Origin of the sequence: Phytopseudomonas daroniae, assembly GCF_004327285.1 — a bacterium.
Classification (GTDB): domain Bacteria; phylum Pseudomonadota; class Gammaproteobacteria; order Pseudomonadales; family Pseudomonadaceae; genus Aquipseudomonas; species Aquipseudomonas daroniae.
The window spans coordinates 172982-185167 of the sequence record NZ_QJUI01000014.1 but is presented as its reverse complement, the minus strand read 5'-3'; the positions used below and the strand labels follow the sequence as shown (position 1 = coordinate 185167).

The 12186-nt window shown below is 58.2% G+C and carries 11 protein-coding genes; all 11 read left to right on the top strand.

The annotated features are described in order from the left end of the window. Positions 1-429 precede the first annotated feature (429 nt). The 11 genes from tssA to tssH all read left to right on the top strand — a co-directional run bounded on the left by tssA (position 430) and on the right by tssH (position 12186). On the top strand, positions 430-1989 hold the full coding sequence (gene tssA, locus DNK06_RS17190; protein WP_131181212.1) for a type VI secretion system protein TssA: 1560 nt from the start codon (positions 430-432) through the stop codon (positions 1987-1989). 32 nt (positions 1990-2021) lie between these two features. Beyond that, positions 2022-2525, top strand: a complete 504-nt coding sequence (tssB, locus tag DNK06_RS17185; RefSeq protein ID WP_131181211.1) for a type VI secretion system contractile sheath small subunit — start codon at positions 2022-2024, stop codon at positions 2523-2525. 28 nt (positions 2526-2553) lie between these two features. Further along, positions 2554-4029 (top strand): type VI secretion system contractile sheath large subunit, encoded by a 1476-nt coding sequence (gene tssC, locus DNK06_RS17180; protein ID WP_131181210.1) that lies wholly within the window; start codon positions 2554-2556, stop codon positions 4027-4029. 9 nt (positions 4030-4038) lie between these two features. After that, a complete protein-coding gene (tssE, locus tag DNK06_RS17175) occupies positions 4039-4446 on the top strand; it encodes a type VI secretion system baseplate subunit TssE (RefSeq protein WP_131181209.1) in 408 nt (135 codons plus the stop codon). 10 nt (positions 4447-4456) lie between these two features. After that, positions 4457-4981 (top strand): PAAR domain-containing protein, encoded by a 525-nt coding sequence (locus DNK06_RS17170; protein ID WP_131181208.1) that lies wholly within the window; start codon positions 4457-4459, stop codon positions 4979-4981. 1 nt (position 4982) lies between these two features. After that, the gene (locus tag DNK06_RS17165) at positions 4983-5654 is read left to right on the top strand and encodes a hypothetical protein (RefSeq protein WP_131181207.1); all 672 of its coding nucleotides are present in this window, start codon (positions 4983-4985) and stop codon (positions 5652-5654) included. Then, positions 5651-6028 (top strand): hypothetical protein, encoded by a 378-nt coding sequence (locus DNK06_RS17160; protein WP_131181206.1) that lies wholly within the window; start codon positions 5651-5653, stop codon positions 6026-6028. The genes DNK06_RS17165 and DNK06_RS17160 overlap by 4 nt, the downstream gene beginning before the upstream one ends. A 105-nt stretch (positions 6029-6133) precedes the next feature. Further along, on the top strand, positions 6134-6757 hold the full coding sequence (locus DNK06_RS17155) for a hypothetical protein (protein ID WP_131181205.1): 624 nt from the start codon (positions 6134-6136) through the stop codon (positions 6755-6757). Further along, complete coding sequence (gene tssF, locus DNK06_RS17150) at positions 6757-8547, top strand: type VI secretion system baseplate subunit TssF (protein WP_131181204.1); 1791 nt, start codon at positions 6757-6759, stop codon at positions 8545-8547. Before DNK06_RS17155 ends, tssF begins: the two co-directional genes overlap by 1 nt. Then, a complete protein-coding gene (gene tssG / locus DNK06_RS17145; RefSeq protein ID WP_131181203.1) occupies positions 8511-9518 on the top strand; it encodes a type VI secretion system baseplate subunit TssG in 1008 nt (335 codons plus the stop codon). Before tssF ends, tssG begins: the two co-directional genes overlap by 37 nt. Positions 9519-9528: 10 nt before the next feature. Next, the gene (gene tssH, locus DNK06_RS17140; RefSeq protein WP_131181202.1) at positions 9529-12186 is read left to right on the top strand and encodes a type VI secretion system ATPase TssH; all 2658 of its coding nucleotides are present in this window, start codon (positions 9529-9531) and stop codon (positions 12184-12186) included.

The window sequence follows — 12186 nt, the reverse complement described above, 5'->3', positions numbered from 1 at the left end:
AAGTGCGCAAGAAGTTGCGCACTGCTGTGCAGATTCTTGCGCATAGGGCTTTATAGGCAGCAATACCGAAGTGTTCAGGGATATATCAACAGGGTTATCCACATGGGGGTGCGCAGTTCTTTGCGCATATTGCCTTTGTATGGTTAGGAACTGCCGTAAACGCCAAGGCGCGAATTCAAAGTTGCTTGGCGTGTGGGTGATTATTACTGCATGTGTGACATGCATCCTCGAAAACTGGGAGCTGAGTCTCTATTTCAGGGGTTTCCTGGCGGCTTGGTTAAGCGGTGCTTGCTAATCGCCGATGCTGTGCATAGGATTTCAGCGCCTGAAGGTTATGGAACTCAACCGGTTTCGTATTGCCGCAAAACCCTTTTTTCTGGTTATGCGAAGTGCAGGGCTACATGGACGCAAGCTAACTTAAGGTCAAGGATGTCTTACTCAAGCAAGCTTTCAGCTCATTATCTTGAGCTCGCTAAAGCCTTTATTTCCGAAGAGAGTTTTGCTGGCGAGGATGTTCGCTTCTCCAGCGAATATGAGGCGTTGGAAAGCGAGCTGGCCAAAGCATCGTCCATGCACGAAAGTGGCCAGATCGACTGGCTCAAGATTCGTGAAAACAGCGAAAATCTGCTGCGCACCCAGTCGAAGGATCTGCGTGTCAGCGCTTGGCTGACCTGGGCTCTGTACCAGCGTGAATCCTTCCAGGGCCTGCTTGCTGGCCTGGGATTGCTGCGTTATTTGTGCGAAAACCACTGGCCGGACGTTCACCCCACTAAAGCCAGAACCCGTGCCGCAGCCGTCAGTTGGCTGCTCCCACGCATCGAGCAAGTACTTACCGAAAACGTCCCGGTCAAAGAGCAGCTACCGCTGTTCCGCCGTATGGTGGAGCACTTGGAAGGCCTCGACGCCGCGTGCACCAAGCATTTGGGCGATGAAGCCCCTTTGTTGCTACCGATTTTCCGTCGCCTGAGTGGCATGGTGCAGCGCGCTGCCAACAATCAGCCGGAACCCGGTGTGGTGGGGGCGACGGTGGCCCAGGTCAAGCAGGCCGCCACGCAGCTTTTTACGCCCGGCGCGCCGATCGATAACGAGAAAGAGGCCCATAAGGCCTTGCGTGCTCAGCAGGAAAACGCCCGCCCCTTGTGTGCTTGGTGGCTCAAGCAAAAAGCCACCGACCTGCGAGCTCTGCGACTCAACCGCACGTTGCTGTGGCTATCCGTAGATGCCGTCCCCGAACGCAACAATGAGCAAATCACCGTTCTGCGGGGATTGCCGGCCGATAAGCTCAAGGCCTATCAAGAGCGGTTGGATCAAGGCAAATATGCCGACCTGCTGGTGGAGCTGGAGGCGAGTCTGGCCAAGGCTCCCTTCTGGTTCGATGGACAGCGAATGGCCTGGGAATGCCTTCAGGGCTTGAACGCCGAGATGGCGATGCGCGAAGTGGAAATCCACTTTGCGCTTTTGATTCAGCGCCTGCCCGGCATTATCGAGTTGCGGTTCCATGACGGTGCTCCGTTCGCTGACCCGTCCACACGAGCGTGGATCGCTGCCAACGTCATGCCGCATCTGCAAAGTGCCAGCGCGCCGCGCAAGGTTGAAACCGATACCGAGAACCAGCCCGTCTGGGAAAAAGCCTTGGAAGATGTGTTGCCGATTCTGCGCAGGGATGGCTTGAAGCCGGCTGTGCAGATCCTCAAGCACGGTATGCAAAATTCCCACGGCGGGCGCGTTAGATTTTTCTGGCAGTTCACTCTGGCACGGCTGTGTTTCATGGCCAAGAAATACGAGCTGGCCAAGACTCAGCTCGAAGCCCTCGACCAAACACTGCAGGACTCAGGCCTGCACGCCTGGGAGCCCGATCTTGCGCTGGAAGTGCTGCACCTGCTGCATAGCTGCTGCGAGTTGTTGCCGCAGAACCACGCAGTGCGTGAACGCAAGGAAGAGATTTATCGCAGGCTGTGCCACCTCGACCTCGAAGTGGTACTCGAATAGGCCCCAGGGCCACAACCGCAAGGAGAAAAGCCATGGCCAAAGAAGGCTCGGTAGCCCCCAAGGAACGCATCAACGTCACCTTCAAACCCGCCATCGGCGGCGCTCAGGAAGAGATTGAACTGCCGCTGAAACTGCTGGCAATCGGTGACTACACCCACCGTAAGGACGATCGCAAAATCGAAGATCGCAAGCCGATCAGCATCGACAAGATGACATTCGATGAGGTGTTGGCCAAGCAGGAGCTAGGGCTGACTCTGAGCGTGCCGAACCGTCTGCAGGATGACGGTGAAGCCGATGAGCTGGCCGTGCAACTGCGGGTCAATTCGATGAAGGACTTCAATCCGACCAGCCTTGTTGAGCAAGTCCCTGAGCTGAAAAAGTTGATGGAACTGCGCGACGCGCTGGTGGCCCTCAAAGGTCCGCTGGGTAACGCACCTGCGTTCCGTAAAGCCATCGAAGGCGTTCTCGCCGACGACGAATCGCGTGGTCGCGTACTCGGTGAGCTGGGCCTGAACGCCACAGCCCCGGACGCCTGAGACTCCAGCAGCCAAGGAAGCCAACACAATGAGCACTAGCGCAGCACAACAGAACGCCGCCGATAACGGTGAATACAGCATTCTCGACAGCATCATCGCCGAAACCCGCCTTACGCCGGACGACGAAGCCTACGACATCGCCAAGCGCGGTGTGTCGGCGTTCATCGAAGAGCTGCTCAAGCCGCAGAACAACGGTGAGCCGGTCAAGAAAGCCATGGTCGACCGGATGATCGCCGAGATCGATGCCAAACTCAGCCGCCAGATGGACGAAATCCTCCATCACCCGGATTTCCAGGCGCTGGAATCGTCGTGGCGGGGTCTGCAGTTACTGGTCGACCGCACCAATTTCCGCGAAAACATCAAGATCGAAATCCTCAACGTCTCCAAAGAAGACCTGTTGGACGATTTCGAAGATTCGCCGGAAGTGATGCAGTCTGGCCTGTACAAGCATATCTACACCGCTGAGTACGGTCAGTTCGGTGGCCAGCCGGTGGGCGCGATCATCGCCAACTACTACATGTCCCCAAGCTCGCCGGACGTGAAGCTGATGCAGTACGTGGCCAGCGTATCCTGTATGTCCCACGCGCCGTTCATCGCTGCTGCCGGCCCGAAGTTCTTCGGCCTGGAAAGCTTCACCGGCCTGCCGGATCTGAAGGATCTGAAAGATCACTTCGAGGGGCCGCAATTCGCCAAATGGCAGAGCTTTCGCGAGTCGGAAGACTCCCGCTACGTTGGTCTGACGGTACCGCGCTTCCTGTTGCGAAACCCATACGACCCGGAGGAAAACCCGGTCAAGTCGTTTGTGTACAAGGAAACCGTAGCAAGGAGCCATGAGCACTATCTGTGGGGCAATACTGCATACGCGTTCGGCACCCGGCTTACCGACAGCTTTGCCAAATTCCGCTGGTGCCCGAACATCATCGGCCCACAGAGCGGTGGTGCGGTTGAAGACCTGCCGCTACACCATTTCGAAAGCATGGGCGAAATCGAAACCAAGATTCCTACGGAAGTTCTGGTTTCCGACCGTCGTGAATACGAACTGGCCGAGGAAGGCTTCATCTCCCTGACCATGCGTAAGGGATCCGACAACGCGGCGTTCTTCTCCGCAAGCTCGGTGCAGAAGCCGAAGTTCTTCGGCATCAGCGCAGAAGGCAAGGCTGCAGAGCTGAACTACAAGCTCGGCACCCAACTGCCGTACATGATGATCGTCAATCGCCTGGCACACTACTTGAAGGTGCTGCAGCGCGAGCAACTCGGTTCGTGGAAAGAACGTACCGACCTCGAACTGGAACTCAACAAGTGGATTCGCCAGTACGTGGCCGACCAGGAAAATCCGAGTGCCGAAGTTCGTGGCCGTCGTCCGCTGCGCGCTGCGCAAATCACCGTCAGCGACGTTGAAGGCGAGCCAGGCTGGTACCGCGTGAGCTTGAACGTGCGTCCGCACTTCAAGTACATGGGGGCCGATTTCACCCTGTCGCTGGTTGGCAAGCTGGACAAAGAGTAAGAGCGACTCATGGACGGATACGGCAGCCTTTTCGAACGCCTCAATGGCGATGCAGAAAAACGCAGTGGCAGGAGCCTCGAAGCTTCCGCCATGGCTTCGGTGGCTGCCCATCTGGCCAAAATGCTCAGCACCCGGGCCGGCAGCGTGCAAACGCTGTCCGACTACGGGTTGCCCGATCTCAATGACATGCGCCTGAGCCTGCACGACTCTTTGAGTCAGGCCCGCTTGGCCATCGAAAGCTTCATCGAGGCGTACGAACCGCGCCTGAGCAACGTGCGTGTCATTTCCCTGCCGCGTGACCACGATCAGCTGCGTCTGGCCTTCAGCATCGAAGGCCTATTGGAAGTTGCTGGTTTCAAGCGTCAGGTCAGTTTCGCCGCGCGCCTGGATGGCAGCGGTCAAGTGAAGGTCAATTAAGGAAATCACGATGTCCGGCAAACCCGCAGCACGCGTATCCGACCCCACTGCTTGTCCGCGCTCCGGTCACGGCACCAACCCGATTGTCGCCGGTTCCGGCGACGTATTCTTCGACGGCCTCGCGGCCGCCCGCCAAGGCGATGCCTCGGTGTGTGGTGGTGCGATGTCGGGCGGCTTGGCGACCACTGTGTTGATCAACGGCAAGCCTGCCGCCACGGTTGATTCGGTGGGCACGCATGGCAACAAAGTCACTGCAGGTTCAGGGACGGTGATTATTGGAAACTCACATTCGCCGGTACCGTTTGTGCCGCCGATTCCGTTAAGCATTTTTGGGTTTGACGTGTGTGTTCAATTGCTGGATCAGGCAAGCGGTGCGCCGATAAAAAATATGGCTTACACAGCTACCTTGGAGGACGGCAGTCAAGTACACGGCACGACGGATACAAACGGTCTAACGCGGCCTTTGGGCAAGAAGGATATACCGCAATCGGTTGCCCTTTTCGTAAAGCCGAGCTGGATATTGCGAGGCGAGTGAAATGACTGAAGCAGCGATTCCACTCGGTACGGTAAAAACTACCCCGGCTCAGGATCAAAGCCCTGCACAGCTTTACTTGGTTGGGCAAGAAGACTTCGTCATCCCAGTGGTCTTCCCTGATTACCTGATTCACATCGACGGCTATGAAGCCGAGATATTTGGCCGAAAAATCACGATCCCAGCTCAGAAAGCCCCTTATCTGGGCCATGCAGGAGTATTGATCGTGAATGGAAAAAACGGGCTCACCAAATATTACGAATATGGCCGCTATGGGCCGGATGGCAAGACCCGCTCGGGAAAGATTCCTGATGTGGCTTTGAAAGGCGGAATGATAACCGAGTCCTCTCTCAAGAAAACTCTGCGGGCGGTTTCGAGTAATCATGGACAGTCAGGCCGGATTGCTGGCGTTGTATTACGTGGGCAGGTATTTGACCAAGCGCTGGCTTGGCTCAAGGCGAAGGAAGCAGAGAATGCCGACCCCAAGCGCCAAGCATATGATCTCGGTAACTACAACTGCATGACGTTTGTCGCCGATCTGGTCGATCACATCGGATTGGATAGTCCCTTCCGACCACCTGTCGTGATTCCTAGTGCTTATATGAAACAGTTTCAATTCAGTAATCCTGACCTGGACTACGACTACGTAAACGACACCTTGGAGATTTCGGATTGAAAACACTGAAATGGATCTCTTTGGCAGTCATAGCGTTACTGCTTGCTCTTATATTAGTTGTGTTGCTTGTTATCCGGTGGGAACCAATAGTTGCAAAACCAGACCTACTACGCGATCACCCCAATGCCCAATGGAGCGGTGGTGTAGATGGTGGAGCATTCTTTGAAATCACGGACGCCGACCCTCCGCGATACTTTCTTGAGGTTCGCTATGAGAGCGGTAGTCTCTGGGCCCAAGGCTGGTTAAACGGGCGAGGCTTACCCTTGGCCAGCATTGATTTTCTTGGTTATTACGGTGGGGATACCGTCGAGCTTAAGAATGGCAAACAGCTTCAACTGGAGAACAAGGATGGCACTCCAATTGACATGGACTAAGGCCATAGATGGGCCAACAACGGGGCAGGGCATTCGTATACCACACAGTGGCATGCCTTCAGTTGGACAATGCCCTGACAGCCAGAATGACTACGAGAACTAAGCATGAAATTATTTGCATTCTTTCGTAGGAAAACTTCCACCGAGCAAATTTGGAATCAGGGAGTTGAAGCCGAGCTGAAATCATTACAGCCTTTCTACCCTCCCCGAGAATTGTTCATTCCCAAGACGATTCATCAATACCCAGCCATCATCTCTCTAATAGCTAATGGTTACGGTGCCTATCTATTAAAGGCGCACGTCACCGTCAGCGTTGTCTCCCAAGTGGCGCGGCAGATTGCCGACATCGGTTTCTTGGAAAGCGTTCAGAGCGATCATTTCCAGACCTATCGTCAAGGTCAGGAAGCGGTATCCCTGCAAACCGAGGCGCTTGGCGAGGGGGTTGCGCTTGTGCTGGTGAGTAACAGCACTCGCCTGCTGCAGGTGTTGCCCAACCTGGCTCCTCCGGAGCCATGGCAGGTCTTCCCTGACATCGATGCCCTCGGTTTGGGCAGCTTGCAAGGTAGCGTCGCTCACTGGTGGCAGTGCTACTGGTGGCCTTACTGGCAGTCATTGTCCCAAGAGCAGCGCAATGAGTGGCTGCACAATCCCGCTCACCCCGAAGCCTGGCGTGAGTATGTGCAATTGCAGGAAGCCTTTGCCGACAATGACACGGAGTCCCCTTCCTGATGTCTTTCAACCACTACTACCAAAGCGAACTCACCGCGCTGCGCCAACTCGGGCGCCGTTTCGCAGAGCGTAGTCCGGCGCTGGCGCCGTATTTGGGGCAGGCCGGGCGGGATCCGGATGTGGAGCGGTTGCTGGAAGGCTTTGCGTTTCTCACCGGGCGTCTGCGGCAGAAACTCGATGACGAGTTGCCGGAGCTCAGCCATTCGCTGATGCAGTTGCTGTGGCCGAACTACATGCGGCCGCTGCCGGCATTCAGCATTCTGCAGTTCGATCCGCTCAAGCGTTCCGGCCCCGCGCTGATGGTGTCGCGCGATACGCCGATTGAAAGCAAGCCGATCGAAGACGTGCGGTGCCGCTTCCGCACCTGCTACCCGACCGAGGTGTTGCCGCTGGATCTGGCCGCGCTGAACTACTCGGTGAAGGGCGACGGTTCGCTGCTCAGCCTGCGTCTGGAAATGAGCGCCGACGGCCACCTCGGCGAACTGGAACTGAGCAAACTGCGTCTGCATTTTGCCGGTGAGCGCTATATCAGCCAGATGCTTTACCTGAGCCTGTTGCGCAACCTCGAAGGCATCGAACTGATCCCGCTCGACGGCGCCGGCAAGCCGATCGATGGCATCAACGACATTCCGATGGCATTCAAGATGTCGGGCGACCGTGTACAACCGGTGGGCTTTGCCGAAGAAGAAGCGTTGATCCCGTATCCGCTGAATACCTTCCGTGGCTATCGCTACCTGCAGGAATACTTCGCCTTTCAGGACAAATTCCTGTTCGTCGACGTCAGCGGTCTGGACATTCTCAGGGCGCTGCCGGAAGACACCCTCAAGCAGATGCGTGGTCTGGAGCTGCGCTTCGATATCCGCAAGAGTGGTGGCATCCAGCGCCTACGCCCGACGCTGGATAACGTGAAGCTGTTCTGCACGCCGATCGTCAACCTGTTCGAGCACGACGCACTGCCGATCCGCCTCGACGGCAAACAGGACGAGTACCTGTTGCTGCCAGCGGAATTCGACCTGGAAAACTGCGGTGTGTTTTCGGTGGAAACGGTAGTTGGCTGGAAGCCCGGCGGCCTTGGGTACCAAGAGTACGTGCCGTTCGAATCCTTCGAGCACGACCCGAGTTTCGACGTGCCCAACAGCCGCCCGCATTACAGCATCCGCCAGCGGTCGTCACTGCTGCACGACGGCCTCGACACTTACCTGAGCTTCGGCATCCGCTACACCGAAGCCCACGAGACCCTGTCGATCGAGCTGATGTGCACCAACCAGAACCTGCCGCGCAAGCTCAAGCTCGGCGACATCTGCATGGCCTGCGAAGAGACGCCGGAATTCCTGAGTTTTCGCAACATCACCCCGGCCACTTCGAGTTTCGCGCCGCCGCTGAACCGTGACTTCCTGTGGAAGCTGATCAGCAACATGTCGCTTAACTATCTGTCGCTGGCCGACGTCAATGCGTTGAAGGTGATTCTGGAAACCTACGATCTACCGCGCTACTACGACCAGCACGCGGAAAAGGTCAGCAAACGTCTGCTCGGCGGACTCAAGCAGATCAAACACCACCACGTGGATCGGCTGCATCGTGGTTTGCCGGTGCGTGGTTTGCGCACCGAGCTGACCATCGACCCGCAAGGCTATATCGGCGAAGGCGATCTGTTCGTTTTCGCTTCGGTTCTCAACGAGTTTTTCGCGCTTTACGCCAGTCTCAATTCGTACCATGAGCTGCGGGTAAAAAGCACACAGGGAGAGGTGTACCAATGGACACCACGTATGGGCCTGCAGCCCCTGCTTTGAGCGGGCTGACCCGGGTAATACGCGAGTACTCGCTGTTTCAGGGCGTGCTGCTGGTAATCGACCGGCTGCGCGATGCACACCCGCACCTGAGCGAAGACGATCTGTACGATCAGCTGGAGTTCCAGGCCAACCCTAGTCTTGGATTCCCTGGCAGCGATGTTGATCGTGTGGAGTTTTTCGAAGAACACGGACAGATGCGCGCGCGCATGCGTTTCAATCTGATCGGTCTGGTCGGTTCCGGTTCGCCACTGCCGGCGTTCTACGGCGAGCAGGCACTGGGCGACAGCGAGGACGGCAACCCGACGCGCAATTTCCTCGACCTGTTCCACCATCGCCTGCAACGGCTGATGCTGCCGATCTGGCGCAAGTACCGCTACCGCGCCAGTTTCCAGAGCGGTGCAATCGACCCGTTCTCGTCTCAGCTGTTCGCGCTGATCGGCCTGGGTGGTGACGATATCCGCAAGGCCAAGGAGCTGAACTGGAAACGTCTGCTGCCATACCTCGGCCTGCTCAGTTTGCGGGCTCACTCGGCGGCGTTGATCGAAGCGGTGCTGCGTTACTACTTCAAGCACGAAGATCTGGTCATCGAGCAGTGCATCGAGCGACGCGTGGAGATTCTCGACGAGCAGCGCAACCGTCTAGGTCTCGCCAACAGCATGCTCGGCGAAGACCTGGTGCTCGGCGAGCATGTGCGCGACCGCAGTGGAAAATTCCGCATTCATATCACGGAGCTCGACTGGCAGCGTTTTCATGAATTCCTGCCGATCGGTTTCGGTTACCAGCCGCTTTGCGCGCTGGTGCGGTTCACCCTGCGCGACCCGCTCGACTACGACATTCGCCTGGTTTTGCGCCGGGAAGAAATTCGCGAACTGCGCATCGGTGAGCAGAACGCCTGTCGCCTCGGCTGGACCAGTTGGCTGGGCCGCGAAAAAGCGGACGGCGTGGTGACCCTGGGCAGCAAAATTCATTAGGACGTGAGCCATGATCAACGTAGACCTGCAACAACTCATCCAGGCGCTGGACGCCGAAACCCGTCGTGACCTGGAGCGTTCGGCCGAACGTTGTGTCGCCCGTGGCGGCAGCAAGATTCTGGTCGAAGATTTGATGTTGGGTTTGCTCGAGCGTCCGAATGGACTGCTCTCGCGTGCGCTGCAAGATGCCGACGTGGACGCCGGTGAACTGAGCGCAGCGCTGCAATCGCGGGTTGAGCATAGTGCGTCGCGCAACCCGGTGTTCGCTCCGGAACTGGTGCAGTGGCTGCAAGACGCGCTGCTGGTGGCCAACCTCGAACTGGGCCAGACCCAGGTCGAAGACGCGGCGCTGATCCTTGCACTGCTGCGCAACCCGATGCGTTACGCCGGCAGTCGTTATCAGCCGCTGCTCGCCAAGCTGAACATCGATCGTCTGAAAGAATTTGCTCTGTCGCAACAGGAGCAACAGGCAGCCAATGGCAAACCAGCCGCGCAAGGTGAATCGCTGCTGCAGCGCTTTACCCACAACCTGACTCAACAGGCCCGCGATGGCAAACTCGATCCAGTGCTGTGCCGTGACGGCGCGATTCGGCAGATGGTCGATATCCTCGCTCGGCGCCGCAAGAACAACCCGATCGTGGTCGGTGAGGCTGGCGTCGGTAAGACCGCCATCGTCGAAGGCCTGGCCTCGCGTATTGCGGCCGGTGAGGTGCCGCAAGTGCTCAAAGGTGTCGAGCTGCTGTCGCTGGACATGGGGCTGTTGCAGGCTGGCGCCAGCGTCAAAGGTGAATTCGAGCGGCGCCTCAAAGGCGTGATCGACGAGGTCAAAGCCTCGCCGAAACCGATCATTCTGTTCATCGACGAAGCCCACACCCTGATCGGCGCTGGCGGCAATGCCGGCGGTTCTGATGCGGCCAACCTGCTGAAACCGGCACTGGCCCGTGGCGAACTGCGCACCATCGCCGCCACCACGTGGGCCGAGTACAAGAAATACTTCGAGAAAGACCCGGCGCTGGCCCGTCGTTTCCAACCGGTGCAACTGCACGAACCGACCGTCAGCGAAGCGGTGACCATCCTGCGTGGCTTGGCTCAGGTGTACGAGAGGAGCCACGGCATCTACCTGCGTGATGACGCGGTAGTTTCTGCCGCCGAGTTGTCCGCTCGTTATCTGGCCGGTCGGCAACTGCCGGACAAAGCCGTCGACGTACTCGACACCGCTTGCGCCCGTGTGCGTATCAGCCTCGCCGCCGCGCCGGAAAGCCTTGAGCGCCTGCGGGGCGAATTGGCTGAAGGTGGCCGTCAGCGTCAGGCACTACGCCGCGATGCCGAGGCCGGTCTGTTGATCGACCATGAAACGCTGGATGCATTGGAAGCCCGTCTGGGCGACGCCGAGCAGGAAATGGTCGAACTGGAAACCCAGTGGACTGAGCAGAAGCAATTGGCCGAGCGCCTGCTGGAACTGCGTCAGCAACTGGCCAAGGCCCGTGAAACCGCCGCCGTTGAGCCGGCCGTCAGCGTCGAAGAAGACGCCGAAGGCACCGTGATCGAAACCCTTGCTGCCGACGTCGAGGCAGGTCAAAGCGTCGAAGCGCTGGAAGCCCAACTCAACGAAACCCACAGCGCCCTGACCGCTGCCCAGGTCAAAGAGCGCTTGGTCAGCTTCGAAGTTTGCCCGCGTCTGGTGGCCGAAGTGATCAGCGCCTGGACCGGCGTGCCGCTCGCGCAACTGGCCCGTGAGCACAACGCCAAGGTTGCTAGTTTCGCCACCGACCTGCGCACGCGTATCCGTGGTCAGGAGCAAGCTGTGCACGCACTTGATCGCTCGATGCGCGCGACTGCTGCCGGCCTGAACAAGCCTGATGCACCGGTCGGCGTGTTTCTGCTGGTTGGCCCTAGCGGCGTCGGCAAGACCGAAACTGCGCTGGCTCTCGCTGACCTGCTGTACGGCGGCGATCGTTTCATCACCACCATCAACATGTCGGAGTTTCAGGAGAAACATACGGTCTCGCGCCTGATCGGCGCGCCGCCTGGCTATGTCGGTTACGGTGAGGGCGGCATGCTCACCGAAGCCGTGCGGCAGAAACCGTATTCGGTGGTGCTGCTCGATGAGGTGGAAAAAGCCGACCCGGACGTGCTCAACCTGTTCTACCAAATCTTCGACAAGGGCGTGGCCAACGACGGCGAAGGGCGCGAGATTGATTTCCGCAACACACTGATCCTGATGACTTCGAACCTGGGCAGCGATCGCATCAGCGATCTGTGCGAAGGCGGCGCGCGACCGACCGCAGAAGTGCTGGAGGAAACCATCCGTCCGGTGCTCAGCAAGCACTTCAAGCCGGCCTTGCTGGCGCGCATGAAGGTGGTGCCGTACTACCCAGTCGGCGGCCCGGTGTTGCGCGAGCTGATCGAAATCAAGCTGGGCCGTCTCGGTGAGCGCCTGAGCCGTCGTCAGCTGGGCTTCAGCTGGTGCCAGAACCTCGTCGATCACTTGTCCGAACGCTGCACCCAAAGCGAAAGCGGCGCGCGCCTGATTGATCATCTGCTTGATCAGCACGTGCTGCCGCTGGTGGCCGACCGCTTGCTCGACGCCATGGCTAGCGGTGAAAGCCTCAAGCGTGCACATGCCACGCTCGACGGCAACGCCAGCGTGACCTGCGAGTTCGCCTGA

Coding starts and splice junctions, on each gene's coding strand:
- DNK06_RS17170 (WP_131181208.1), top strand. CDS start 4,457: ATGTCCGGCAAACCCGCAGCACGCGTATCCGACCCCACTGCTTGTCCG.
- tssC (WP_131181210.1), top strand. CDS start 2,554: ATGAGCACTAGCGCAGCACAACAGAACGCCGCCGATAACGGTGAATAC.
- tssE (WP_131181209.1), top strand. CDS start 4,039: ATGGACGGATACGGCAGCCTTTTCGAACGCCTCAATGGCGATGCAGAA.
- DNK06_RS17165 (WP_131181207.1), top strand. CDS start 4,983: ATGACTGAAGCAGCGATTCCACTCGGTACGGTAAAAACTACCCCGGCT.
- tssF (WP_131181204.1), top strand. CDS start 6,757: ATGTCTTTCAACCACTACTACCAAAGCGAACTCACCGCGCTGCGCCAA.
- tssG (WP_131181203.1), top strand. CDS start 8,511: ATGGACACCACGTATGGGCCTGCAGCCCCTGCTTTGAGCGGGCTGACC.
- tssH (WP_131181202.1), top strand. CDS start 9,529: ATGATCAACGTAGACCTGCAACAACTCATCCAGGCGCTGGACGCCGAA.
- tssA (WP_131181212.1), top strand. CDS start 430: ATGTCTTACTCAAGCAAGCTTTCAGCTCATTATCTTGAGCTCGCTAAA.
- DNK06_RS17155 (WP_131181205.1), top strand. CDS start 6,134: ATGAAATTATTTGCATTCTTTCGTAGGAAAACTTCCACCGAGCAAATT.
- tssB (WP_131181211.1), top strand. CDS start 2,022: ATGGCCAAAGAAGGCTCGGTAGCCCCCAAGGAACGCATCAACGTCACC.